Genomic DNA, 25,184 nt, shown 5'->3' with positions numbered 1-25,184 from the left:
CCCACCAGGGAACGAAGGAGTCTGAAGAACATGCCGGTATCGGTCACCATGCCCCGGCTCGGCGAGAGCGTCACCGAGGGCACCGTCACCCGCTGGCTCAAGCAGGAGGGCGACACGGTCGAGGTCGACGAGCCGCTGCTCGAGGTCTCGACCGACAAGGTCGACACGGAGATCCCGTCCCCGGCGGCGGGGGTGCTGAGCCGGATCGTGGTCGGTGAGGACGAGACCGCCGAGGTCGGCAGCGAGCTGGCCGTCATCGCCGGTGAGGGTGAGTCCACCGGTGGCGGGCAGCCCGCCAAGCAGGAGCAGCAGCAGGAGGCCCCGGCCCCGCAGGCCGAGGAGGCCGCCGCCGAGCCCGAGGCCGAGGCGGAGCAGCCGGCCGTGCAGGAGCCGGCCGCCCAGGCCGCCCCGACGCCGTCGGGCGGGGGCACCCCGATCAAGATGCCGGCCCTCGGGGAGAGCGTCACCGAGGGTACGGTCACCCGCTGGCTCAAGCAGGTCGGCGAGTCCGTCGAGGTGGACGAGCCGCTGCTGGAGGTCTCCACCGACAAGGTGGACACCGAGATCCCGTCCCCGGTGGCCGGCACCCTGCTGGAGATCAAGGTCGCCGAGGACGAGACCGCCGACGTCGGCGCGGAGCTGGCCGTGATCGGCGCCGCCGGTGCCGCCCCGGCCCAGCCGGAGCCCCAGGCCAAGCCGGAGCCGAAGGCCGAGCCGGAGCCCGAGGCCGAGCCGGAGCCGAAGGCCGAGCCGGAGCCGAAGGCCGAGCCGGAGCCGAAGGCCGAGCCGGCCAAGGTCGAGGAGCCCACCCCGGGTCTGTCGTACAACGAGCCGGCGGCCGAGGCGGAGACTGCCGCCCAGCCGGCCCAGGCCGAGCAGGCCGCCACCCCGCCCGCTGCGGCCCCGCAGCCGCAGGCGACCCCCGCCGGTGGCGAGGGCGAGGCCGGCGGGTACGTGACCCCGCTGGTGCGCAAGCTCGCCGCCGAGCACGGCGTCGACCTGGCCGCCCTGAGCGGTACCGGTGTGGGTGGCCGGATCCGCAAGCAGGACGTGCTGGAGGCGGCCGAGAAGGCCAAGGCCGCCAAGGCCGCCCCGGCGCCGGCCGCCCAGCCGGCCGCCGCCGCCCCGAGCAAGCCGGCCGCGAAGCCGCAGCCGAGCGCGAAGCGGGGCACCACCGAGAAGCTGCCCCGGATCCGGGCCACCATCGCCAAGCGGATGCAGCAGTCGCTGCACGAGATGGCGCAGCTCACCACGGTGGTCGAGGTGGACGTCACCAAGGTGGCGAAGCTGCGGGCGAAGGCCAAGGAGTCGTTCCAGCAACGGCACGGCGTGAAGCTGTCGTTCCTGCCGTTCTTCGCCCTCGCGGCGATCGAGGCGTTGCAGGCGTACCCGATCGTCAACGCCACCATGGACCTGGACGCCGGCACGATCACCTACCCCGACGCCGAGCACCTCGGCATCGCGGTGGACGCCGAGCGGGGCCTGATGGTGCCGGTCGTGCACAACGCCGGTGACCTCAACCTGGGTGGCATCTCGAAGCGGATCGCCGACCTGGCCGAGCGGACCCGGGCCAACAAGATCAGCCCGGACGAGCTGGCCGGGGCGACCTTCACGCTGACCAACACCGGTAGCCGGGGCGCCCTCTTCGACACCCCGATCGTGCCGTCGCCGCAGTCGGCGATGCTCGGTACCGGTGCCGTGGTCAAGCGCCCGGTCGTGGTCAACGACCCGGAGCTGGGCGAGGTGATCGCCGTCCGGTCGATGGTCTACCTGGCCCTGTCCTACGACCACCGGCTGATCGACGGCGCCGACGCGGCCCGCTTCCTGGTCGCGGTCAAGGAGCGGCTGGAGAACGGCAACTTCGAGGCCGAGCTGGGCCTGTAACCCCGCTGTGCCACGCGACGGGCGCTCCGGTCACACCGACCGGGGCGCCCGTCGCCGTCGCGGGTGCCGGGCTCAGGCCGCTCACAGGGTCTCCTTGAGACCTGCCACAGCCGCTGCGCGGCCTGCGGGTCGCCCCACCGGATCGGCGGGCCACCCGCGCCGGCCGGGCTGGTTGGGTCGAATCGACCCGCCGGCACGTGGGGCACTGACAGACTCGACCGGTGGGCGGCAACCGGGGCTGGGGGCGGCTGGGGCCGGCCGTACCGATCGCGCCCGGCGCCCGGGTGGACCGCTTCGAGGTCTTCTTCGACCTGGTCTTCGTCTTCTCCTTCTTCGTCATCGTCCGGGCCACCGCCGCCGAGATCAACAGCAGTACGCTGCTGCGCGGCCTGCTCGTGCTGGCCGTGCTCTGGTGGTGCTGGGTGATCCACAGCGTGGTCGCCACCGCGGTACGGCTCGGCGAGGGCTTCGTACCGGTGGTGATGGTCGTCGGGATGGCCGCCCTCTTCGCCTTCGCGCTGGCCGTGCCGCAGGCGATCCACGCCCAAGGGGAGGGGCTGGCCGGCCCGATCACCGTCGCGGTGAGCTACCTCGTCGTCCGGGCGGTCCACTTCTGGATCTTCTGGCACGTGACCCACCGGGAGTCGGCCGAGATCCGGTACCTGAACCGCCTCGTCGCCGAGTCGGTGGCCAGCACGGGGCTGCTGCTCGCCGCCGCGTTCGTACCGATCCTCATCGCCGACACCATGATCAGCACCCTGGTCCGGGACGGCTGCTGGGCCGCCGTGGTCCTCTCCCAGTACGCCACCGGGCTGCTCCTCGGGTCCAGGAGCGCCGGGGTCACCTCGGCCGAGCACTGGACCGAGCGGTACGACCTCATCCTGATGATCGCCCTCGGCGAGTCGGTGCTCTCCGTCGGCCTCGGCACCGCCACCAATTTCCCCCAGGCGGTGCACTGGCCGGCGATCGCCGCCGCGGGCATCAGCATCCTGCTGGCGGCGGCCCTCTGGTGGTGGCACTTCGACGTGATCGGCCCCGCTGCCCGGATCGCCCTGCACGCCGCCAAGGGACGGCGCCGGGTCACCATGGCCCGGGACGCCTACGCATACATCTTCCTGCCCATGATCGCCGGGCTGATCCTCTTCTCCCTCGGCGCCGAGGAGATGCTGAAGTGGCTCACCGAGCCGCACCCGATGCCGCTGGGCACGGCGTTGCCCGGTCCCGGCGTACCGCTGCTCTTCGGCGGCCTGATCTGCTACCTGGCCGGGGACATGCTCTTCCAGCTCCGTACCCTGCACACCGTCACCTGGCTACGCCTGGGCACACTGCTGCTGCTCGCGGCGCTGATCCCGGTCGCCCTCCGGATGCCGGCGCTGGCCGCGCTGGTAATGGCCACCGTGGTCTGCGTCGGCCTGGCCGCCGCCGAGGTGGTGACGATGTCCGAGGCCCGCGCCGAGCTGCGCCACGCGGTCTTCACCGAGCGCACCGCCCACGAGGCGCGGGAGGCGCAGTGGCGCAGCCGCTGGCACCACGACGACCCGGACACCCGCTGACCCGAGACCCGCCGACCAATTGCTGACGTAGCACTTCGTAGCACATCGGATACCCTGGCGGCGTGGCCGAGCGTGCGTCCCGCGAGTTCACCCACGCGACTTGCGCAGCTCGGGTGCGATCACGTGCGGAGTGGAGCGTCGTGCCGCGCGCCGAGGTGGTCGCCGCCTTTGCGTCCGCTCCCGTGCTCACCCCGGAGACTTTCCGGGCCGGCCTGGACGCCGCAGTCGACCAGGAACTGTCCGACCGTGAGTGGTGAGTGCCCGGCGCGGGGTCTGCTCGACACCAACATCGTCATCCACCTCCCCGGCTGATCTGCCGCTGGCAGAAATCCTCGAAGTACTCGGGTCGGGCACGCATGCTGGGCCGATGGCAGTCTTCTCCCTCCAGGCCCGGCCCGACAACGCCGAGGATTTCCTGCGGCTCGCCCGCGCGGCCGAGGCGGCCGGCTTCGACACGCTGCACTGCGCCGATCACCCCGGGATCATCGCCGATCCGTTCCTCGCCCTGGCCGCCGCCGCGGCGGTGACCTCCACCATCCGCCTCGGCCCGTACGTGGCCAACGCCGGCATCCGCGAGCCGATGCCGCTCGCCGTCGCGGTGGCCAGTCTCGACCTGATCTCCGGCGGTCGGGCCCGACTCGGCCTCGGCGCCGGCCACACCCCGGCCGAGTGGCGCGCGGTCGGCCGGGAACGCCCCGACGTGGCCGGTCGGGTCCGCCGGTTCCGGGCCGTCGCCGAGGCCGTGCGGGAGCTGCTGGCCGGCGCGGAGGTCACCGTGGACAGCCCCGACCTGACCGTGCGCGCCGCCCGCCTGACGGCACCGCGTCCCGTGCAGGAGCGCGTGCCGCTGACCGTCGGCGGCAACAACACCGCGCTGCTGCGCTGGGCCGGCGCGCACGCCGACGTGGTCGGCCTGAGTGGGCTCGGCCGCACCCTCCCCGACGGGTACGCGCACCAGGTGCGCTGGCGGGAGCAGGAGATCGAGGCGCAGCTGACGCTGGTCGCCGAGGGCGCGGCTGACCGGGCCGAACCGCCCGCGCTGGAGGCCCTGGTCCAACGGTTCGCGGTGACCGACGACGCCGAGGCCGCCGTCGCCGACTTCGCCCAGGACACCGGGTTGGCCGTCGCCGACCTGCTCGCCAGCCCCTACGTGCTGGTCGGCACCGAGGACGAGATCGTCACGGCCGTCGAGCGACACCAGCGCCGCTGGGGCGTCACCCGCTTCGTGGTACGCGCCGACGTGTTCGACCAGGTGACCCCGCTCCTACCCCGCCTGACCGGCCACTGAGCGGCCCCGCCGTCAACTGAGCGGCAGGCGGCAACTTCGTTGTGGTAGTGACCTCGGGGCCCGCTCGTGGGGACTACTTCCCGGTAGTTGCAGGCCATCCCGGGCTCGCCCGGTCGCCGCGCGGGCGTCCCGCCGCCCGATCAGGTGGCGGGGTCCGCTCGCTCGGTCACGAACACGCCGAGCCCGTGCACGCCCTCGACGATTCCCTGAGTCTGTAGAACAAGGATCGCCTGGCGCACGACGCCGGCCGAGACACCGTGCTCCTTGCAGAGCTGAGCGGTGGATGGCAGCTTGTCGCCGGGATTGAGTTCCCCGGACGCGATCTGCCCACGGATGTGCTCCGCAAGCTGCGTCCACTTCGGTTTGACGGGCATGGCGGCTCCCTGGTCTGCACCGCCATTCGATCACAACGCACTTTGCAGGACAAGACTGGACTAGTTCATTGACTTTGTCAGACTAGTCTGACAAAGTTCGTCGCAAGCCGGCTCCCTGGTCTGCAACCCGGAGTTGGCCGTCCTGTAGGACGCACCCGGCCGACCCCACCCCCGGGGCTGGCCGGGTGCCCTGGGTTCCGCGCCACCTTCCGATGGAGAGCAGCATGCGACCACGGACACGTCGGCAGCCGCCCGTACCGCTCGCGCCCGTGCACCGCCCGACCTGGCGGGGCTGGCGACGCTGGTGTACGTGCGGTCTGCGCTGGACGACCTGCCCCGACCGGCATGTCACCGTCCCGACCGAGCCACCAACTCCCCCACCCGACACCCGCTCGACGGCGCGACGGTCGCGCCGACCGAACGAGGGCCGCTGGTGACCGGCCCGCCCGACGTACCCGATCTCCGTCCCGGCCGGCACGCGCCGCTGCGCCCGCTCTGGCTGTGCCGGTCCTGCGCCACCGCCCGCCTCGCCCTGACCAGCGAGTACCACGGTGACCGGATCGCCCTGATCATCTACCTGAGCCTGCAACTCGCCGAGGCGGACGAACATCTCCACGCGCTGAACCCGGCCGAGGCCCCCGCTCCCGGGCACCTCTTCGACCGCTTTGTCGGCTGGGCCCGCCGCAACACCAGAGCACGACCAGTTACCAGCCAGGCCGAGAGCGAGCATGACGTGAACCAGAGACACGGCGAGCGCCACGCCGGGAAGCCAGCGGCACGTGCCTGCCGCCCGACTGTCTAAGCTTGGATCATGTTGACCAGGTTGGAGGTGCAGGGCTTCAAGAACCTGCTCGACGTCAAGATCGAGTTTGGTCCGTTCACCTGCATTGCGGGCACCAATGGCATGGGGAAGTCGAATATTTTCGATGCCATCGAGTTCCTCTCCTACCTGTCCAGCGACACGTTGGTGGAGGCGTCTCAGCGCGTGCGAGGGGCATCTGGCCTCCGCGGAGGGGATCCACGCGATCTCTTCTGGGACGGCTATCGGGACCATCGGCATCGGATCAAACTCGCAGCCGAGATGGTCGTGCCTGCCGAGGTAGAGGACGACCTCGGCACACCCGCACAGGCCACCACCACCTTCCTCCGTTACGAAGTGGCCCTCGGGTTCGAGCCACCGGTCAAGGAGGGCAGCATTGGCAGATTGAGCCTGCTTGGCGAGGAACTCCGGCACATCACGCGAGGCGAGGCGCCAAAGCACCTACGTTTCCCACACAGCGCGAGCAGATTTCGCAACGCCGTCCTTCGGGGTGAGCGGCGTGGAGGACCTTTTCTGTCAACGGAAAGCCGTGAATCCGGCACCGTCATCAACGTCCACGGCGACGGCGGGAGTCGCGGTAAGCCTCAGCCAAGAGCAGCAGCCCGTGCCGGACGGACCGTACTGAGCACAGTGACGACGAACGACTATCCAACTATCCTGGCCGCCCGTCGCGAGATGCAGAGCTGGCAACGGCTGGCGCTGGAGCCATCAGCCCTGCGAGCACCCGACGGCTTTGCCGCACCGCGATCACTTCGGGCCGATGGTGGCCATCTGGCGGCAACTCTCTACCGCATCGCCAATGAGTCTGTCGGCAACCACCACGGGAGCGACCCCGACGCCGTTTATGCAAGAGTTGCCAACCGGCTGTCAGACCTGATCGGTGTCGGCGTCAAGGGCGTGGCCGTCGAACTCGATCAGATTCGCGAGGTCTTCACCCTGTTCATGGAAGAGCGAGGCGACCTGCGCCTGCCCGCGCGAGCCCTGTCGGAGGGAACACTCCGATTCCTCGCATTGTGTGTACTTCTCGAAGACCCCAGCTTCACCGGACTCATCTGCATGGAAGAGCCAGAGAACGGCATCCATCCAGCGAACCTACCGGCCATGTTGAACCTGGTACGTGATCTTGCGGTGGACCCGTCCGAGGCTCCTGGTGGAAACAATCCGTTCCGTCAGGTCATCGTCAACACGCACTCCCCTTGGCTGGTGCAGCTCTGTGACCCAGCCGACCTACTCCTTGCGGACGTCCGGCGACACGGTGGACTGCGCGGTAAGGCAGTCCAGTCGTTGGCGCTACTTCCGTTCCATGACACCTGGCGCGCTGCTGCTAGCCAAGCCACATTCTCGATGGCCGACGTCCTTGCGTACCTTGCCGCTCCCGTGGGCGCGCAACTTCGACTTCCTCTGGATATCGCGGAATGACCCACCGCCTCTACTCCGGCCTGTTCGTGTCGGAGGGCACCTCAGACCTACCGCTTGCTGATCTTGTTGAGTCGATCTTCGTCCGACTCGGGGTCACGGTACGGCTGAGCAAGCCCGACTACTCACTGCTACCCAGAGTTCCAAAAGACGTTCGATCACGGGTCGAGGCCGGACTACGCCTGGTAGGTGGTTCGGTCGATCTCGTCGTCGTGCACCGAGACGCGGACAACGCAGGGCATCATGCGCGGCAACAGGAGATAATTGCGGCGGTGCGGCCAATCAGCGATACGACGGCAGTGATTCCGGTCATCCCGGTACGGATGACCGAGGCATGGCTGCTCCTAGACGAAGCGACAATCCGTCAGGTGGCGGGCAACCCGCGTGGACGTGCCGAGATCGGTTTGCCGAAACATCACCAAGTGGAGTCGATCGCGGATCCAAAAGACCTTCTCCGGAACTGCCTCCTGAAAGCCGCCGAGGTAAGCGGTCGGCGGCGGGATACGATGACCAAGCGGTTCAACCAGCACCGCCGTCAACTGCTGGAGCGCCTGGACCCGGACGGTCCGGTCGCACGGCTCGACAGTTGGGGCCGGCTGGTCGCCGACATCGACCGAACCGTCAAGGAATGGCGTTCGCCGCCTCACTGAGGTGCGATGCCTCCACCGGCCTCGGCCTCCGTAGTTGGTGGACGCGTTCGTAGAAGCTGATCTTCTCGCGGAGGTGGTCGTACTGGCGTTGGAGCAGTCGGATCTGCTCCTCGGTCCGCTGCGCGTGTTCGGCGAGCAGCGCGTGCCGCTCGTGGCTGGTGTGCTCGCCGGCCCGGGCCAGGTCGGCGTACCGGCGCATCTGCGCGATCGGCATGCCGGTGTCGCGTAGGCAGCGGAACAGGAACAGCCAGGACAGGTCGTCGTCGGTGAAGACCCGGCGTCCACCAGAGGTGCGGCCGACCCCGCTGAGCAGGCCGATCTTCTCGTAGTACCGCAGTGTGTCGAGGCTGAACCCGGTGCGCCGGGCCGCCTCCGAGGGACCGTACCCATCCATGGTGCTCGACGGTACTTGACCTGGAGTGCGCTCCAGCAAGCAGGCTGTGGGCATGACGACGACACGCGTACTGGGTCGCAGCGGCATCGAGGTCAGCGCCCTCGGCATGGGGTGCTGGGCGATCGGCGGGCCGCTGTGGGGCGAGAACTGGCAGCCGTTCGGCTGGGGCGAGGTGGACGACGACGAGTCGATCCGGACCGTCCACCGGGCGCTGGACCTCGGGGTCACCCTCTTCGACACGGCCAGCAACTACGGGGCCGGGCACAGCGAACGGGTCCTCGGGCGGGCCCTCGCCGGCCGGCGGGACGAGGCGGTGATCGCCACCAAGTTCGGGAACATCTCCGACGAGGCCACCCGGTTGGCGACCGGGAGCGACGCCAGCCCGGCGTACGCGGTGCGCAGCCTGGAGGAGTCGCTGCGCCGGCTCGGCACCGACCACGTCGACCTGTACCAACTGCACCTGGGCGCGCTGTCGACCGACGCCGCGCTCGACCTGGTCGGCACGCTGGAGGACCTGGTCACCGCCGGCAAGATCCGCGCGTACGGCTGGAGCACCGACAACCCGGACAAGGCGCTCGCCTTCGCGGCGGCCGGCCCGCACTGCGCGGCGATCCAGCACGACCAGTCGGTGCTCCAGGACAACGCACGGATGCTGTCGGTGTGCGAGGCCGTCGACCAGGCCAGCGTCAACCGGGGGCCGCTGGCGATGGGGCTGCTCACCGGCAAGTACCACGGTGCGGCGGGCCGCCTCGGCGACGACGACGTCCGGGGCCGCGCCCCGGAGTGGCTGAGCTGGTTCGCCGACGGGGTGGCCACCCCGGAGTGGGCCGACCGGGTCGACCAGGTCCGGGCGGCCCTGACCGCCGACGGCCGTACCCTCGCCCAGGGCGCGCTGGGCTGGCTGCTGGCCCGCAGCCCGCGCACGCTGCCGATCCCCGGGTGCCGCACCGTCGCCCAGGCCGAGGAGAACTTCGGCACGCTCGCCCTCGGTCCGCTCAGCGACGAGGCGTTCGCCGAGGTGGAGCGGCTTCTCGCCGACCTGCGCACGGTACCGGCCGCCTGACCCGCACCGGAGTCCGGTAGCCCGGAGACCGCCGGCGCGAGCGGGGGTCGCCGGCTTCGGCGCAGGGCCGCCGACGGACGGCTTCCGGGACGGCTTCCGGGCGGTCGGCGCGCCGACCGCCGGGTGGTGGTCGAAGATGGGAGGATGCGGATCCTCATGGCCGGCGTCTCCGGCTTCCTCGGTACCCGGCTGGTCGACCGGCTCACCGCCGACGGGCACCAGGTCACCCGGCTGGTCCGGCGACCCGCCCGGTCCGCCGACGAACGGCAGTGGAACCCCTCCGCCGCGCAACTCGACCCGGCGGTGCTGGCCGACGCCGACGCGGTGGTCAACCTGGCCGGCGCGGGCGTCGGCGACCGACGGTGGACCGACGGGTACCGGCGGCTGATCCGCACCAGCCGGGTGGACACCACCAGCACGCTGGCCATCACCATCGCCGGCCTGCCCGCCGCCGACCGGCCGGCGGTGCTGCTCAACGCCTCCGCCGTCGGCTGGTACGGCAACACCGGCGACCGGGCGGTCGAGGAGGACGCACCGGCGGGCGAGGGCTTCCTGGCCGACGTGTGCCGGGTGTGGGAGGCCGCGACCCGCCCGGCCGAGGACGCCGGGGTACGGGTGGTGCGGCTGCGTACCGGGCTGCCGCTGCACCGCGACGGCGGCCTGCTCAAGCCGCAACTGCTCCCGTTCAGGCTGGGCATCGCCGGGCGGCTGGGCAGCGGCCGGCAGTGGCTGCCCTGGATCTCGATGGCGGACTGGCTGTCCGTGGCGGCGTTCCTGCTCGACCGGGACGACCTCGCCGGGCCGGTCAACGGCGTCGGCCCCGCGCCGGTCACCAACGCCGAGTTCACCCGGGAACTGGCCCGCCAACTGCGCCGCCCGGCGATCATCCCGATCCCCGCCCTGGCGTTGAAGGTGGCCCTCGGCGGCTTCGCCCAGGAGGCGCTGACCAGCACCCGCGTCCTGCCCGGGGTGCTGACCCGGGCCGGCTTCGGCTACCGGTACGCCGACCTGCCGGCCGCGCTGCACGCCGCCCTGCACAACTGAGCCCCGGCGGACCGGATGGCGCCGGCCGCCGGCCCCGGCGGACCGCCGTCCCGGGGGCTCCTCCCACGGGTCTGACCGGCGTGTCCAGGTCCGGTTGGTAACGTCCGCTCCGTGCCGACCTCGCCGTCCCCGGTCACCGACCCGTCGCCGCCCCCGCCCGCGCCGCCCCGGGGGCGCCGCGTCGACCTGGTGGTGGTGCTCGTCGCGCTGGCCCTGGCCGGGTGGGTGACCAGCGGCCTGTGGCGCGGCCCGGACACCCGGGCGATCACGGCGAACTCCAGCGACCAGGCGCTCTTCGAATGGTTGCTGGCCTTCGGCGGGCACGCCGTCACGCACGGGCAGAACCCGTTCTTCACCCACCTGCTCAACGTCCCCGACGGGGTGAACCTCGCGGTCAACACCTCGATCACCGTGTACGCGGTGCTCTTCGCCCCGCTGACGTACCTGGTCGGGCCGCCCGCGACGTTCCTGGTGATCCTCACGCTGAACCTGGTCGCCACCGCGCTCGCCTGGTACTGGCTGCTCTCCCGGCACCTGGTGGGCAGCCGGCCGGCCGCCGCGCTCGGGGCGCTGTTCGTCGCCTTCTCCCCCGGCATGGTCTCGCACGCCAACGCCCACCTGAACTGGACCGCCGGCTGGCTCGTCCCGCTGCTGATCTGGCGGCTGTTCGCCCTGCGCCGTCCGGAACACCTGCTGCGCAACGGCATCCTGTTCGGCGTCACGGTGGCGGTCGCCTTCTCCGTCGCCGCCGAGGGGCTGTTCTTCACCGCGCTCGCGCTCGGCCTCTTCGTGGTCGTCTGGGCCCTGCACCCGGCCCGCCGGGCGGAGGCCCGCGCGGCGCTGCCGGGCTTCCTGCGCGGGCTGGGCATCACCACGGTCACCGCCGGGGCGTTGCTGGCGTACCCGCTCTGGCTGCACTTCGCCGGGCCGCAACGGTTCCACGGCACCGGCTTCGACCCGGTGATCCACGCCGAGGACATCGCCGCGTTCGGCGCGTACCCGCAGCGGTCGCTGGCCGGGGCGGCCGGGCTGGACACCTCGCTGGCCCCGAACCCGACCGAGGAGAACTCCTTCTTCGGCGTACCGCTGCTGCTGCTCACGGTGGCCTGCTTCGTGGCGCTGTGGCGGTGGGCCGGTCCGGCCCGGCGGGCCACCCTGCTCGCGCTCGGCGTCACCGGCGTGGTCTTCACCGTGCTCTCCTGGGGCCCGCAGGTGAAGTGGAACGGCCGGCGGTACGACGTCGCGCTGCCGTTCGACCTGCTCGGGAGCCTGCCCGTGGTCAACGCGGCGCTGCCGTCGCGGCTGGCCCTGGTCGTCGCCCCGGTCATCGGCATCCTGCTGGCGTACCTGGTCGACGCCGTGCGCACCCGCCCGGCCCGGCACCGGTGGGCCCGGCCCGCCTGGGCGCTGGGCCTCGCGGTCGCGCTGCTGCCGCTGCTGCCCACTCCCCTGCTGACCATCGAGCGGGAGCCGGTCCCCCGGTTCATCACCGCCGGCACCTGGCGGGAGTACGTCTCCCCGGGCGGGGTGCTCACCCCGGTACCGCTGACCCTGGACGTCACCCCCGACGGGCAGCGCTGGCAGGCGTACGCGCTGTCCCACCGGCAGGGGGAGTTCGCCCTGCCGGCGGGGTTCTTCCTGGGCCCCGGCGGGCCCGACGGCCGGGGCCGGATCGGGCCGCCGCCGCGCACCTTCGACAGCCTGATGGACCAGGCCGGGCGGACCGGGCTGGTGCCGATCGTCACCGAGGGCAGCGTCGAGTTGTCCCGGGCCGACCTGCGGTACTGGGGCGTCGAGGCGGTGGTGCTCCCCGACCGGGTGCACGGCGCGAAGTACCCGATCGACGCGGACGCGCTGCGGCGGACCGCGACCGCCCTGCTCGGCCCGCCGCAGCGGGTCGACGACGTCTGGCTGTGGACGATCCCGCCGGCCTGACCCGTCCCGCCACCGCACCGGGGCGCGCTGCCGTGGCGGGGCGGGGCGCGCTGCGGTGGCGGGACCGTCGTGAGCCGGCTCACCGCTCTCTTCCCGCAGGTGACGGACTAGGCTGGACGGCGTGACCGTGACGACCAGCGGCCTGACGGCCGTCCGCGCCGGGCTGCTCGACTACCAGGCCGCCTGGGCCGAGCAACGCCGGCTGCACGAGTCGGTGGTGGCCGGCACCGGCGCCGACACGGTGCTGCTCCTGGAGCACCCGAGCGTGTACACCGCCGGCAAGCGCACCGAGCCGTGGGACCGGCCGATGGACGGCACCCCGGTCGTCGACGTGGACCGGGGCGGCAAGATCACCTGGCACGGGCCGGGGCAGCTCGTCGGGTACCCGATCCTGCGCCTGCCCGACCCGGTGGACGTGGTCGCCTACGTCCGGCGCACCGAGCAGTTGCTGATCGACGTCTGCGCCGAGTTCGGGCTGGTCACCGACCGGATCGAGGGGCGCAGCGGGGTGTGGGTGCCGCAGGACGACCGGGGTCCGGCCCGCAAGGTCGCCGCCATCGGCATCCGGGTGGCGCGCGGGGTGACCCTGCACGGCTTCTCGATCAACTGCGACTGCGACCTGACGTTCTTCGACCGGATCGTGCCCTGCGGCATCCGGGACGCCGGTGTCACCTCGATCAGCGCCGAACTGGGCCGCCCGGTCACCGTGGCCGACGTCCTGCCGGTGGTCGAGCGCCACCTGCCCACCCTGTTCGCCTGATGCACCTGGACCTCGTCACGCTGGTCGTCGCCGAGTACGACCCGGCGATCGTCTTCTTCACCGAGGTGCTCGGCTTCGAACTGGCCGAGGACTCCCCCTCGCTGACCAACGACGGCCGCCCGAAGCGCTGGGTGGTGGTCCGCCCGCCCGGCGGCGGGACGGGGCTACTGCTGGCCCGCGCCGACGGGGAACAGCAGGCCACCGCCGTCGGCAACCAGGTCGCCGGCCGGGTCGGCTTCTTCCTGCGGGTCGACGACTTCGAGGCCACGTACCGCCGGATGGTCGAGGCGGGCGTGGAGTTCGTGTCCCCGCCCCGCACCGAGCCGTACGGCCGGGTGGCGGTCTTCCGGGACCTCGTCGGCAACCCCTGGGACCTCCTCGGCCCCACCTGACCCACCCCGGGATGCAAGGAAGGGCCCCTTCTTAACACCTGCGGTGTGAGAGGGGTTCCCCTCTCTACCGTATGCGTTAACAGGGGGCCCTTCCTTACACCTCAGTCGGTGGGGGCGGTGTCCGGCGTCACAACATCTGCGAGGTGACGGGCGTCGCCCGACGTTCATCGACCGCCGCCGCCCGGCGTAGGCTCGGTTTCGTGACGATCGAGCACTCCACGCCGACGACCCAGCCGGCCAGCCGCACCGCCACGGCGGCGCCCGAGGGGCGGCGACTGCTGCGCATCGAGGCCCGCAACGCCGAGACGCCGATCGAACGCAAGCCGCCGTGGATCAAGGTCAAGGCCAAGATGGGGCCGGAGTACACCGAGCTGCGCGGGCTGGTCTCGCGCGAGGGGCTGCACACGGTCTGCCAGGAGGCCGGCTGTCCGAACATCTACGAGTGCTGGGAGGACCGGGAGGCCACCTTCCTCATCGGTGGCGACCAGTGCACCCGGCGCTGTGACTTCTGCCAGATCGACACCGGCAAGCCGGCCGAGTTCGACGCCGACGAGCCGCGCCGGGTCGCCGAGTCGGTGGCCGCGATGGGGCTGCGGTACGCGACCATCACCGGTGTCGCCCGTGACGACCTGCCCGACGGCGGGGCCTGGCTGTACGCCGAGACGGTCCGGCAGATCCACGCCCTCCAGTCCGGCTGCGGGGTGGAGTTGCTGATCCCCGACTTCAACGCGGTCCCCGAGCAGCTCGCCGAGGTCTTCGGGGCCCGCCCCGAGGTGCTGGCGCACAACGTGGAGACGGTGCCCCGGATCTTCAAGCGGATCCGTCCGGCGTTCCGCTACGAGCGCTCCCTCGACGTGATCCGTCAGGCCCGCGCCGCCGGCCTGGTCACCAAGAGCAACCTGATCCTGGGCATGGGCGAGGAGCGGGCCGAGGTCTCCCAGGCGCTGCGCGACCTGCACGACGCCGGCTGCGAGCTGATCACCGTCACCCAGTACCTGCGCCCCACCCCCCGGCACCACCCGGTGGAGCGCTGGGTGAAGCCGGAGGAGTTCGTCGAGCTGCGCGAGGAGGCCGAGGAGATCGGCTTCGCCGGGGTGATGAGCGGCCCGCTGGTGCGCTCGTCGTACCGGGCCGGCCGGCTGTACCGGCAGGCGCTGGAGGCCCGCGAGGGCGCCCCGGTCACCGCCGGCTGACCGACCCCGTCCCGGCCACCGACCGCCGGACCCACGAAGGCGGAGCGGCCGGGCACGCACAAGGCGGGACGCCGGGCACGCACGAGGTGGAACACCGGGCACGCACGAGGTGGGCGCGCCGGGCGCGGGAGACGGGACGCCGACCCGCCGGGCTGAGCTGAGGCGGCGGGCAATCGGCCACCCCGGCACGTCCCTTTTGCCATGATCGGCGACATGACCACGGGGGTACGTCAGACACCGACCGCGTCCACCGGGCGGCTACCGACCCCGGCCGGGCGCCTGCCGACGGTCCTGACCCTGGTCGCGGCGCTGGGCGGGGTCGGGTACCGGATCGGGCTGGTGCTCGCCGACGCGCCCCCGACGAACAGCGACGAGGCGACCATGGGCCTCGCCGCGCTGCACATCGCGCAGGGGCGGGAGTTCCCGGCCCTCTTCTACGGTCAGGCGTACATGGGCACGCTGGAGGCGTGGCTGGCCGCGCCGGTCCTCGCGCTCACCGGGCCCTCGGTGCTCGGCCTGCGGCTGCCCACCCTGGCGATGTACGTGCTGCTGATCGCGCTGGCCTGGCGGCTCACCTGGCGGCTGACCGGGGACCGCTGGTTCACCCTGCTGGTGGTGGCGCTGTTGGCGCTCGGCTCGGACCGGATCGTCAAGAACCAGGTGATCGCCGCAGGCGGGTACCCGGAGATGGGTCCGGCGGCCCTGGCCCTGGCCCTGCTGGCGCTCGCTCTCGCCGCCCCGGCCGGCGGACGGCACCTGCCCCGCTGGGCGGCCTGGGGTTTCGTCTCCGGGCTGATGATCTGGGTGGACCCGTTGCTGCTGCCGTACATCGCGGCGACCGGGGCGGTGCTGCTCCGGTTCCGCTGGCGGGAGCTGCGCGGCCGGGCCGGCGTGGTGGTCGCGGTCGCCACGCTGGTCGGCACCGGGCCGCTGCTGCTCGACGCCGTGCTGACCGGCCGGAACCCGGTGGCGGCCGTGCTCACCGCCAGCGGCGCCGACCAGCCCGCCGGGTGGGCCGACCGGCTGCACGGCGGGCTGCTGCTCGGCCCGGCGCTGGGCATGGGCTTCTGCTCCCCGGGGCACTGCGCGCCCTGGCAGGTGTGGTGGTCCCTCGCCTTCCCGGTGCTGCTCGCCGTCGCCGGGTACACCGCGTGGCGCACCGTCCGCGCCACCGGCCCCCGCCGCGACGCGGAGGGCCCGGTGGACGGCGCGGCGGGCCGGGCGGGGGCGGCGGTGCGGCTGGCGCTGCTGGCCGGCGCGGCGGGGACGCTGGCCGCGTACACGCTCAGCAACGCGGCCGGGCGGACCCCGGTGGAGAGTTCCCGGTACCTGTCGTGCCTGCTGGTGGCGGTGCCGGCGCTGCTCTGGCCGCTGTGGACGGCGGCCCGAGCCGGCAGCCGGGACCGACCCGCCGGCGCGGAGCAGTCCGCCGGCCCCGCACGGCTGGTCGGGCCACGGCGGCTGGTCGGGGCGGTGGCGGTCGTGGTGCTGGCCGCGACCGGGGGTACGGCGGCGGTCGCCACGGTCGACGCGGTCCGGACCGTGCCGGCGGCCCGCGCCGACGCCGCCCGGCACGACGCGCTGGTCGCCACGCTGCGGCGGCTCGGCGTACGGCACGTGTGGGCGCCGTACTGGACGTGCAACCGGTTGACGTTCGCCACCGGCGAGGAGGTGGTCTGCGCCGTGGTCGACGACGATCTCACCCCGGGCTTCGACCGGTATCCGCCGTACCGGCGGGCGGTGGCGGCGTCGACGAGGACCGCTCACGTGGTGCCGACCAGGTCACCGACGGTGCGCGTGCTCGATCGTCGACCGGCCGAACGGCCGGATCTTGTTCGCCTGATGGTTGTCGATGGGTACCGCATCTACCTGAATCTTGCCTGACCCGTCCCATTCCTCGATCAGGTGGTTGCCGCCATGTTTCGAAGGTGATGAATTTAGTCATGCCCTCGCAACACACCGTCATCATCGGAGCCGGCCCCGCCGGGCTCACCGCCGCCTACGAACTGACCCGGCGCGACGTCGCCGTCGACGTCGTCGAAGCCGACGACGTGGTGGGTGGGATCAGTCGTACCGTCGAGCGCGACGGCTGGCGCTTCGACATCGGCGGCCACCGGTTCTTCACGAAGGTGCCCCAGGTGGAGGCGTTCTGGCACGAGATCCTGCCGGACGAGGACTTCCTGCTGCGGCCCCGGATGAGCCGCATCCACTACCGGGGCCGGCTGTTCGACTACCCGCTGCGGGCCGGCAACGCGCTGGGCAACCTCGGCGTGGTCGAGGCGGTGCGCTGCGTCGGCTCGTACCTCTGGTCCCGGGTCCGTCCCCCCGCCGACCAGAGCCACTTCGAGGGCTGGGTGTCGGCCCGCTTCGGCACCCGGCTGTACCGGATGTTCTTCAAGACGTACACCGAGAAGGTCTGGGGGATCCCGGCCACCGAGTTGCAGGCCGACTGGGCGGCGCAGCGGATCAAGAACCTGTCGCTGGCCGGCGCGGTGCGCAACGCCCTGTTCCCCAGCCGGGACAAGACCGCGATCACCAGCCTGATCGAGGAGTTCCAGTACCCGAAGTACGGCCCCGGCATGATGTGGGAACGCTGCGCCGAGCGGGTCGTCAAGGCCGGCGGGACGGTCACCCTTAACACCTCGGCGCGGGCCGTGCACCGGGCCGACGGGCGGGCGGTGGCGGTGACCGTGGCGGGCCCGGAGGGCGAGCGCCGCGTCCCGACCGACCACGTGATCTCCAGCATGCCGATCTCCGACCTGGTCCGGGCGATGGACCCGCCGGCCCCGGCGGAGGTCCGGGCCGCCGCCGACGCGCTGCGGCACCGCGACTTCCTCACCGTCGCCCTGGTGGTGCCGGCCGACGCCGGGTTCCCGGACAACTGGATCTACGTGCACACCCCCGGGGTACGGGTCGGCCGGATCCAGAACTTCGGCTCCTGGTCGCCGTTCCTGGTGCGGGACGGGTACACCTGCCTCGGCCTGGAGTACTTCGTCAACGTCGGCGACGACCTGTGGACGGCCGACGACGACGACCTGGTCGCCCTCGGCACCGCCGAACTGGCCCGGCTCGGCCTGGTCGCCCCGGACGCGGTCTCCGACGGGTACGTGGTCCGGATGCCGAAGGCGTACCCGGTCTACGACGAGGGGTACGAGCAGGCGGTCGACACGATCCGCCGGTGGCTCGCCGAGGCGGTGCCGAACGTGCACCCGGTCGGCCGCAACGGCATGCACCGGTACAACAACCAGGACCACTCGATGCTCACCGCGATGCTCACCGCGGCGAACATCGTCGACGGCACCGCGCACGACGTGTGGACGGTCAACGTCGAGGAGTCGTACCACGAGGAGGAGACCGGCGACGGGCGCCCGGCGGCCGGCGACGGACGGCACGGCACCGGCCGGGCCGCCCCGGTCATGCCCCGCCGCGCCGTCGCCTGAAAGGAAGGGCCCCTTCTTAACGCATTCGGTAGTAAAGGGGCCCCTTCCTAACCAGCGGCGCGGCGGGGGCGGGGCGGCGGCGCGGGGCGGGACCGCCCGGTGGCGCGGGGCGGGGCTAAGCGGTGGGGCCGGGCGGTGCGTCGGCCAGCAGGCCGAGGCGGTGGGCGAGGGCGGCGGCCTCGACCCGGTTGCCGACGGCGAGCTTGGCGATGATCCGCGAGACGTGCACGCTGGCGGTCTTCGGCGAGATGAACAGCTTCTCGGCGATCCGGCTGTTGCTGTCCCCCTCGGCGACCAGCCGCAGCACCTCCCGTTCCCGTACCGTCAGCAGGTCGGCGCCGCCGCGACCCGCGCCCGCGCCGCGCAGCCCGAGGCGGCGGGCCAGGGTGGCGGCCTGCGCGCCCAGCGGCGCCGCGCCGAGCCGGTCGGCGATCGCGGTGACCTCCGGTACGGCGACGGCGGCCTCGTCCCGCTCCCCCGCCGCGGCAGCCGCCTCGGCCAGGGCCAGCAGCGCCCGCCCCAGCGGGTACGGCTGGCCCACGGCCCGCCACCCGGCGACCGCCGCCCGCCAGGCCGGCACGGTACCGGCGAGGGTGGCCGCCACCTCCCCGGCGTAGGCGCGCTCGATCAGGTGGTCGGCGGCCAGGGCGGGGGCGGTCGCGGCGAGCCGGGCGGTCAGGCCCGCGTCCCGGGTCGCCCGGACCGTCCGGGCCACCGCCCCCAGCAGCGACCACCCCTCCCGGGGCGTCGGGGCCAGCCGGTCGTCGGCCAGCGCGACCCCGGCGGCCCGGACCGCCTCGGCGTGGTCGTCGAGGGCGAGCGCCGCGTCGATCCGCAGTTCGAGCAGGGGCAACCGGTGGGTCGGCCAGAGGTACGGGTGACCGAGGAAGGCCAGCGCCCGCCCGACCAGGTCGTCGGCGCTGGGATGGCCCTGCGCCAGGCGCAGCCCGGCCCGCAGTTGCAGCCAGTGCACGGCGGTGATGCCGGGCGGGTCGATCCGGGCCGCCGCCCCGCACACCTCGTCGGCCTCGGCCCAGCGCCCCAGCGCGATCAGCGCCTCGGCCCGGTTCGACAGCAGGTACGCCCCGGTGGAGCGGCTGATCCCGAACCGGCGGGCCTCGGCCACCCCCTCGGCGGCGGCCCGCGCCGACTCCTCGTACCGGCCCAGCCGGAACAGGTCGTCGGAGAGGTACACCGAGGCGACCACGAACGCCTCCCCGTCGCCCACCTCACGGGCCAGCGTCATCGCCCGCCGCAGCTCGGCCACCCCGGCGGCGGAGGCGCCCCCGGGACCGGGCCCCGGCCCGACCGCCGGCTCCGGCCGCCCGGTCGGCGGCGCGACGGTCGCGCCGTACCGGGAGACCAGCGCCAGCCGGGCGGGCAGCAGGGTGACGTCCTCGCCGAGCGCCTGGGCGGCGGCCAGCGCCTCGGCGGCGATCCGGATCCCCTCGGCGCGGTCGACGCGGACCAGGTGGGCGGCGATGGTGGTCAGCAGCCGGACCGTGCTCGACCGGTCCGGCACGGCGTCGAGCAGCCGGTACGCCTCCCGCAGCTCGGCCCCGCCGTCGCTCTTGCCGAGCAGCGCCTTGAGCCGGCCCCGCCAGCTCAGCAGCCGCGCCGCGCGCAGCGGCTCCGTGTCGCGGTCCACCTCGGCCAGGGCGGCCCGGGTGAGGGTGAGCGCCCGCTGGTAGTCACCGGCGGCGGTGGCGGCGGCCCGGGTCTCCTCCAGCAGGGCGAGATGGTCCATGCCGAGCCGGTCGACCGCGTCGGGCACCACCTCCCACAGCTCCAGCACCCGTTCCAGCAGCCGGCTCTGCTCCGCGTACGCGTACCGTTCCGCCGCCGCGCGGGCCGCGTCGCGGGCGGCGCACAGCGCCCGGGGGTGGTCGTGCGCGGCGTACCAGTGGTGGGCGATCTCGGCCGGCGCGCGGCCGGCGGCGACCAGCGTCGGCTGGGCCTCGATGGCGGCGGCGTAGCGGGCGTGCAGCCGGGTGCGCTCGCCCGGGAGCAGCTCGTCGTGGACGGCCTCCCGGACCAGCGCGTGCCGGAACTCGTAGTCGCCGTCGGGGTTGGCGACCACGAGCTGCGCGGCGACCGCGGCGCGCAGGGCGTCCTCCAGGTGCGGCTCGGGCAGGCCGGCCACCTCGGCGAGGAGCGGGTGACCGAACCGGGTACCGCCGGCCGCCGCGATGCGCAGCACCCGCTGCGCCTCCTCGGGCAGCCGGTCCACCCGGGCCAGGAGCAGGTCGCGCAGGGTCTCCGGCAGGGTGGCGCAGCCGAGCGGCTCACCGGCGGCGGCCAGTTCCTCGATGAACAGGGGGTTGCCCTGGCTGCGCCCGTGCACCTCGTCGACGGCGCGGGCGGCGGGTTCGACGCCGAGCAGCGCGGTGAGGATCGCCGCCGTGCCGTCCCGGTCGAGGCGGTCCACCTCGACCCGGTCCACGCCCCGGGCCCGGTCGAGCTCGGCGAGGAAGGGCCGCAACGGGTGGCCCCGGTGCAGCTCGTCGGTCCGGTACGTGCAGACCAGCAGCAGGCGGGCGGTCCGGGCGGCCCGGACCAGGAACCCGATCAGGTCCCGGGTGGACCGGTCGGCCCAGTGCAGGTCCTCGATCACCAGCACCAGCGGCTGCGCGCCGGCCAGCCGGTGGAACAGCTCGGCGACCAGGTCGAACAGGTACCCGCGCGGGGCGTCGGTGAGGGCGGGACCGGCGTGCGGCGGGGTACCCGCCGGCAGCAGCCGACCCAGTTCCGGCAGGAGCCGGGAGAACTCCGCCTCGTACCCGGCGAAGGCGTCCGCGCCGTCACGGCGCAGCACCTCCCGCAGGGCCGCCGCGAACGGCGCGAAGGGCAGCCCGGACTCGCCCAGTTCCAGGCAGGGGCCGACGAGGATCCGGGCCCCGTCGGCGACGGCCCGCCCGGCGAACTCCTCCAGCAGCCGGGTCTTGCCCACCCCCGCCTCGCCGCCGACGAGGACGGTGGTGGGCTCGCCGGCCCGGGCCCGGGACAGGGCACCGCGCAGCGCGTCGAGCTCGTGCTGGCGGCCGACGAGGACGCTGCTGGCGGCACGGACGGTCACGGCACCGAGCATGCCACGCACCCCCTCGCTCCCGCTGCCGGGAAGGACGCGCTCGGGGGCGACGGCGGGCCGGGCCACCGGCGGAGGCCGCCGGGGCGGCCTCGTGGACTGCGGACGTCGCCGGGGCGGACTCGTCAGCGGCGACGGTCGCCGGGGCTGGCTGCTCAACGGCGGGCGTCGTCGGTCCGGACCGGGCGGCGCCGGCGGCCCAGCCACCCCCGGGACCGTCGGCGGGGCAGGGCACGGGCGAGGCGCTCCTGCGCCGCCTCGGCCTGCAACTCGGCCGCGTGGGACCGGTGCAGGGCGAGCATGAACTCGGAGTCGTTGCTGAACATGGGCGGGCTCCCGTCGGGCGTCGGCGTCGCTGTCGAGGTCCACCCTCCGCGCGAAGGTGCGCGCCGGGCATCGGTACGCCGCCTGATCCGGCGTCCCCGTCCTGCCTTACCGGGGGTGTCGCGGGGCCTTAGCGCGGGGCCCGGTCGGGCCGGTGACGGGGTAAGGTCCTCAGCCCGCCGGCCACGGGTCAACCGGTTCGGCGCCGCCCACTAGACTCAGCGGCATGGCAAAGCCCCAGGAGAAGGTCTCGTTCGGCCAGCGGCTGAAGCAGATCGGGATGGTGTTCCGGTTCACCGCCAAGCAGGACCGCTGGTTCGCCCCGCTGGTCGCCGGTGCGGTGCTGATCCCGCTCGCGCTCACCGTGGTCGCGGTGATCCTCTGGGGCTGGCTCTGGCTGCCGCTGGGCATCCTGCTCACCCTGCTCGCGGTGCTGATCGTGCTCAACCTCCGGTCCAACACGGCGATGATGAACGCCGCCGAGGGGCAGCCCGGTGCGGCGGCCCAGATCATGGAGAACATGCGGGGTGACTGGCGGGTCACCCCGGCGGTCAGCTCCACCACCCAGATGGACATGGTGCACCTGGTCATCGGGCGGCCGGGCGTGATCCTACTGGCCGAGGGGAACCCGCAGCGGGTGCGCGGCCTGCTCGGGCAGGAGAAGCGCCGGCTGGCCAAGGTGATCGGCAGCGCCCCGCTGCACGACTACGTGATCGGCCGGGACGAGGGCGAGCTGCCGATCCGCAAGCTGCGGATGACGCTGATGCGCCTGCCCCGCACGCTCAGCGGCAAGGACGTCAACGCCCTCGACAAGCGGCTCAAGGCGCTCACCGCCCGCCCGCAGCTCCCCAAGGGCGCGATCCCGAAGAACATGCGCCCGCCCAAGGGCGCCTTCCGCCAGTCCCGGGGCCGCTGACCGGGCCGTCCCGCCGGCACACCCCGACAGCCGGGTCCGTCCTCGACGGGCCCGGCTGTCGCGTACCGGGTAAACCTGCCGCCGGCCACCGGCGTTTGTACCGGCGATGACCACCGACGATGACGCGACGACACCCGGCGACTCGTTCGACGAGTTCGTCCGGAGCCGCTCGCCCGCGCTGCTGCGCTCGGCGTACCTGCTGACCACCGACCGGCACGCCGCCGAGGACCTGCTCCAGGAGGTGCTGGAGCGGTTGTACGCCAAGTGGCGGCGGGCACGCAGCGCGCCGGACGCCTACGCCCGGAAGATCATGGTGAACCGCGCCACCGACCGCTGGCGGTGGCGGGGCCGGCGGCCGGAGGCCCCGCTGCACGACGTGGTGCTCCCGTCGAGCGGGGACCACGCCGACGAGGTCGCCGTCCGGCAGGCGGTCCTCGGGGCGCTGCGCACGTTGCCGCCCCGGCAGCGGGCCGCCGTGGTGCTGCGGTACCTCGACGACCTCTCCGAAGCCGAGACCGCCCAGGTCATGCGCTGCTCGGTCGGTGCGGTGAAGAGCCACTCGGCGCGCGGCCTGGCCCGGCTCCGGGCGCAGACCGGCCTGCACCACGACCTGTTGGGCCCGCGCGAATCCACCCCGATCCCGGTCCGGAGGACCTCATGACCGACGACCTGCACCCCGATCCGCTCCGCCGGGCGCTGGCGGTGGCCGCGCAGGAGGTACGCCCGACACCCGACCTGCTGCACCGGGTCCGGCACGGCGGCCGACGCCGGGTCCGCCGCCGACGGGTCCTGGCCGGCGCGGTCTCGGTGCTGCTGCTCGCCGGTGGCGCGACCGGTGTCGTCCGCCTGCACCGGCCGCCGGCGGTGGCCCCCCTCACCGGAGTCGCCGACCTCCTGCTCGACCAGCCGACCCGGGGTGATCTGGCCGACGACCGCGACTGGCTCGACGAGGTGCTCGCCACCTACGAGCGCACCCGCGACGACAGCCCGGTGCACGGGCTGGGGCTGACCGACCGTCCTGCCGGGGAACCGCACGTCACCTGGGCGGGCACCACCCCGGCCGGTCCGGCCGCGGCGGTGGTGCAGCGGATGTGGAGCAGGCACGACCGGCCCTCGGCCTTCATCCGGTTCATCGGCACCGACGCCGCCGGGAAGCCCGAACCGGTCGGTTCGGACGTCTTCGGCCCGCCCCAGGAGCCGTTCGGCTGGGACAGCCGAGCCTTCCTGACCGGCCCGGACCGCGACGTGCTGGTGGTGCTGGACGTCGGCGACGAGGTGGAGTGGTCCCCGCAGCGGGTCTACCACTCCGACCGGGTCACCCGCACCGACTGGCGACCGGTGCGCTTCTCCGACGGCGCGGCGGTGGTGCAGGTGCCCCCACAGCGCGACCGGTACCCCCTGGCGATCCGCGACGGCTCCGGCACGCACCTCAAGATCGGTAACCTGACCGACCCCGAGGTGGTGCCGGACGACCCCGGCCTGAACTGGCGCACTCCACCGAATGCCGGGGTACCCGCTTCGCAGCCCGCGCTGTTCCCGGTCGAGCCGTACGGTGCGGGCCTCGACCTGGAGCAGGTACGGCAACTGCTCGGCTGCGACAACCCGCGCGCAGGCGACGACCCGCCGTTCAGCATCGGCTCGGTGGCGGACTGGATGGCGTACGGCCGTACCCCGGCCGGGGAGATGTTCGTCGCCGGCGACCTGCGACTCGGCGGGGACCCGGTCCGGACGGTCGTCTGTATCCGGCCGGTGGTTGCCGCCACCCACCCGGTCGACGGCGAGGTGATCCGGGTGTACGGCGAGGAGGTGGACCCGACGGCCGTCCTGCCGGTGCGGGTACGGCTACCCGGGGACCGGGGCTGGCTGGTGGCCCGCAAGGACGCCGCGCTGAGCTATCTGGACGACGACGGCCGCTGGCAGCCGGCCGGCCGCCACGCCGCCCTGCTCCCGCCCGGTGCCACCCGGGCCCGGGTCGACGACACGGAGGTCCCGCTGGGCTGACCGGCGGTGGGCGCGCCGGTCAGGGGCGGACGGCCTTCCGGCGGGGGGCGGAGACGATCACCGAGTTGGCGAGCCGGTCGTGCAGGCCCCGGCGGTCGCCGTCCATCACCAGCGCGGGCACCACCAGGGCCAGCAGCACCCCGCGCAGCAGCGCCCGGAACACCCCGATCCGGCCGCCGTCGGTGTACGAGACGCAGGCGATCTTGTTCAGGTACATGCCGGGGGTCTGGGCGAAGAGGCCGAGGAAGAAGGTGTACTCGGCGATCAGCACGGCGACCGTCGACCAGGCGTCGCGCGTGGGGTCGGCGAAGAGGAAGGAGACCAGCAGGCAGAGGATCCAGTCGATCATCAGGGCGCCGAACCGGCGGCCCAGGCTGGGCGGGACGAAGGACTGGTCCGCGGCGGGTGGCGCCGGGGGCTGCGGCGTGGTCACAGCGACCAAGGGTATCCGGGGCGTACCCCGGACCGGCCCGGCGGGGCGGTGGGGAAGGTGAACAGGCCGGGTCGACGGCCGGTTACCGAGGGCTGCGACGGCGGGCCGGGCGGGGTTCCGCCCCTTCGCCGCGCGGTCCCTGGTGGCGACCGGTATCGTCGGAACGGACAATCAACGGTGGCTGAGCGGTGAGGATGACCCTCCGCGAGCGACGTAACA

At 73.3% G+C, this 25,184-nt stretch carries 23 protein-coding genes; 18 read left to right on the top strand and 5 right to left on the bottom strand.

Annotation, left to right across the window (positions count from 1 at the left end; genetic code table 11):
- The first annotated feature begins 30 nt into the window (after positions 1–30).
- From sucB to ACQUFX_RS02105, 4 genes are all read left to right on the top strand, one after another.
- Positions 31–1,884, top strand: a complete 1,854-nt coding sequence (gene sucB, locus ACQUFX_RS02120; RefSeq protein ID WP_428964367.1) for a 2-oxoglutarate dehydrogenase, E2 component, dihydrolipoamide succinyltransferase — start codon at positions 31–33, stop codon at positions 1,882–1,884.
- A gap of 221 nt (positions 1,885–2,105) precedes the next feature.
- Positions 2,106–3,437, top strand: coding sequence for a low temperature requirement protein A (locus ACQUFX_RS02115; protein WP_428964366.1), 1,332 nt, complete (start codon positions 2,106–2,108; stop codon positions 3,435–3,437).
- Between the two features lie 113 nt (positions 3,438–3,550).
- A complete protein-coding gene (locus ACQUFX_RS02110; RefSeq protein WP_428964365.1) occupies positions 3,551–3,694 on the top strand; it encodes a hypothetical protein in 144 nt (47 codons plus the stop codon).
- 110 nt (positions 3,695–3,804) lie between these two features.
- Positions 3,805–4,725 (top strand): LLM class flavin-dependent oxidoreductase, encoded by a 921-nt coding sequence (locus ACQUFX_RS02105; RefSeq protein WP_428964364.1) that lies wholly within the window; start codon positions 3,805–3,807, stop codon positions 4,723–4,725.
- A 140-nt stretch (positions 4,726–4,865) separates the two neighbouring features.
- Here the strand turns inward: ACQUFX_RS02105 and ACQUFX_RS02100 are convergent, their stop codons facing one another.
- Positions 4,866–5,099 (bottom strand): winged helix-turn-helix domain-containing protein, encoded by a 234-nt coding sequence (locus ACQUFX_RS02100; RefSeq protein WP_428964363.1) that lies wholly within the window; start codon positions 5,097–5,099, stop codon positions 4,866–4,868.
- A gap of 310 nt (positions 5,100–5,409) precedes the next feature.
- Here ACQUFX_RS02100 and ACQUFX_RS02095 point away from each other — a divergent pair, with 310 nt between their 5' ends.
- The 3 genes from ACQUFX_RS02095 to ACQUFX_RS02085 are packed head-to-tail and all read left to right on the top strand — an operon-like array spanning position 5,410 to position 7,985.
- Positions 5,410–5,901, top strand: a complete 492-nt coding sequence (locus tag ACQUFX_RS02095; RefSeq protein WP_428964362.1) for a hypothetical protein — start codon at positions 5,410–5,412, stop codon at positions 5,899–5,901.
- A gap of 9 nt (positions 5,902–5,910) precedes the next feature.
- The gene (locus ACQUFX_RS02090) at positions 5,911–7,338 is read left to right on the top strand and encodes an AAA family ATPase (protein ID WP_428964361.1); all 1,428 of its coding nucleotides are present in this window, start codon (positions 5,911–5,913) and stop codon (positions 7,336–7,338) included.
- Positions 7,335–7,985: a hypothetical protein gene (locus ACQUFX_RS02085; RefSeq protein WP_428964360.1), complete on the top strand. Its 651-nt coding sequence runs from the start codon at positions 7,335–7,337 to the stop codon at positions 7,983–7,985. Before ACQUFX_RS02090 ends, ACQUFX_RS02085 begins: the two co-directional genes overlap by 4 nt.
- Here ACQUFX_RS02085 and ACQUFX_RS02080 read toward each other — a convergent pair.
- The gene (locus ACQUFX_RS02080) at positions 7,957–8,379 is read right to left on the bottom strand and encodes a MerR family transcriptional regulator (RefSeq protein ID WP_428964359.1); all 423 of its coding nucleotides are present in this window, start codon (positions 8,377–8,379) and stop codon (positions 7,957–7,959) included. The two genes, ACQUFX_RS02085 and ACQUFX_RS02080, sit on opposite strands and share 29 nt — an antisense overlap.
- 52 nt (positions 8,380–8,431) lie before the next feature.
- Between ACQUFX_RS02080 and ACQUFX_RS02075 the strand changes: the two genes are divergently transcribed.
- From ACQUFX_RS02075 to ACQUFX_RS02040, 8 genes are all read left to right on the top strand, one after another.
- Positions 8,432–9,442 carry an aldo/keto reductase gene (locus tag ACQUFX_RS02075; protein ID WP_428964358.1) on the top strand — a complete coding sequence of 337 codons (1,011 nt, stop codon included), beginning with the start codon at positions 8,432–8,434 and terminating at the stop codon, positions 9,440–9,442.
- Positions 9,443–9,586: 144 nt separating this feature from the next.
- A complete protein-coding gene (locus ACQUFX_RS02070) occupies positions 9,587–10,486 on the top strand; it encodes a TIGR01777 family oxidoreductase (protein ID WP_428964357.1) in 900 nt (299 codons plus the stop codon).
- A 111-nt stretch (positions 10,487–10,597) separates the two neighbouring features.
- On the top strand, positions 10,598–12,421 hold the full coding sequence (locus ACQUFX_RS02065; RefSeq protein WP_428964356.1) for a DUF2079 domain-containing protein: 1,824 nt from the start codon (positions 10,598–10,600) through the stop codon (positions 12,419–12,421).
- A gap of 121 nt (positions 12,422–12,542) precedes the next feature.
- A complete protein-coding gene (gene lipB / locus ACQUFX_RS02060; protein WP_428964355.1) occupies positions 12,543–13,181 on the top strand; it encodes a lipoyl(octanoyl) transferase LipB in 639 nt (212 codons plus the stop codon).
- Entirely contained in the window at positions 13,181–13,573 is a 393-nt protein-coding gene (locus ACQUFX_RS02055) for a VOC family protein (RefSeq protein WP_428964354.1), read from the top strand. Before lipB ends, ACQUFX_RS02055 begins: the two co-directional genes overlap by 1 nt.
- A gap of 143 nt (positions 13,574–13,716) precedes the next feature.
- A complete protein-coding gene (gene lipA / locus ACQUFX_RS02050; RefSeq protein ID WP_428964353.1) occupies positions 13,717–14,766 on the top strand; it encodes a lipoyl synthase in 1,050 nt (349 codons plus the stop codon).
- A gap of 213 nt (positions 14,767–14,979) precedes the next feature.
- Positions 14,980–16,650: a hypothetical protein gene (locus ACQUFX_RS02045; RefSeq protein WP_428964352.1), complete on the top strand. Its 1,671-nt coding sequence runs from the start codon at positions 14,980–14,982 to the stop codon at positions 16,648–16,650.
- Between the two features lie 59 nt (positions 16,651–16,709).
- A complete protein-coding gene (locus ACQUFX_RS02040) occupies positions 16,710–18,206 on the top strand; it encodes an NAD(P)/FAD-dependent oxidoreductase (RefSeq protein ID WP_428964351.1) in 1,497 nt (498 codons plus the stop codon).
- Positions 18,207–18,321: 115 nt separating this feature from the next.
- Here ACQUFX_RS02040 and ACQUFX_RS02035 read toward each other — a convergent pair whose 3' ends face one another.
- Together ACQUFX_RS02035 and ACQUFX_RS02030 are read right to left on the bottom strand one after the other, a co-directional pair.
- Complete coding sequence (locus tag ACQUFX_RS02035) at positions 18,322–21,282, bottom strand: helix-turn-helix transcriptional regulator (protein WP_428964350.1); 2,961 nt, start codon at positions 21,280–21,282, stop codon at positions 18,322–18,324.
- A gap of 164 nt (positions 21,283–21,446) precedes the next feature.
- Positions 21,447–21,617 (bottom strand): hypothetical protein, encoded by a 171-nt coding sequence (locus tag ACQUFX_RS02030; RefSeq protein WP_428964349.1) that lies wholly within the window; start codon positions 21,615–21,617, stop codon positions 21,447–21,449.
- 224 nt (positions 21,618–21,841) lie between these two features.
- Here ACQUFX_RS02030 and ACQUFX_RS02025 point away from each other — a divergent pair, with 224 nt between their 5' ends.
- The 3 genes from ACQUFX_RS02025 (at position 21,842) to ACQUFX_RS02015 (ending at position 24,532) form a co-directional block, all read left to right on the top strand.
- A complete protein-coding gene (locus ACQUFX_RS02025; RefSeq protein WP_067363755.1) occupies positions 21,842–22,531 on the top strand; it encodes a DUF4191 domain-containing protein in 690 nt (229 codons plus the stop codon).
- A 106-nt stretch (positions 22,532–22,637) separates the two neighbouring features.
- Positions 22,638–23,192 carry a SigE family RNA polymerase sigma factor gene (locus ACQUFX_RS02020; protein ID WP_428964348.1) on the top strand — a complete coding sequence of 185 codons (555 nt, stop codon included), beginning with the start codon at positions 22,638–22,640 and terminating at the stop codon, positions 23,190–23,192.
- Positions 23,189–24,532: a hypothetical protein gene (locus tag ACQUFX_RS02015; RefSeq protein ID WP_428964347.1), complete on the top strand. Its 1,344-nt coding sequence runs from the start codon at positions 23,189–23,191 to the stop codon at positions 24,530–24,532. The genes ACQUFX_RS02020 and ACQUFX_RS02015 overlap by 4 nt, the downstream gene beginning before the upstream one ends.
- Before the next feature lie 19 nt (positions 24,533–24,551).
- Here the strand turns inward: ACQUFX_RS02015 and ACQUFX_RS02010 are convergent, their stop codons facing one another.
- Entirely contained in the window at positions 24,552–24,965 is a 414-nt protein-coding gene (locus tag ACQUFX_RS02010; RefSeq protein ID WP_428964346.1) for an RDD family protein, read from the bottom strand.
- Between the last annotated feature and the right edge of the window lie 219 nt (positions 24,966–25,184).

Origin of the sequence: Micromonospora fluostatini, from assembly GCF_050410825.1 — a bacterium.
Taxonomy (GTDB): domain Bacteria; phylum Actinomycetota; class Actinomycetes; order Mycobacteriales; family Micromonosporaceae; genus Micromonospora; species Micromonospora rosaria.
This window is presented reverse-complemented; position numbering and strand designations above follow the sequence as displayed.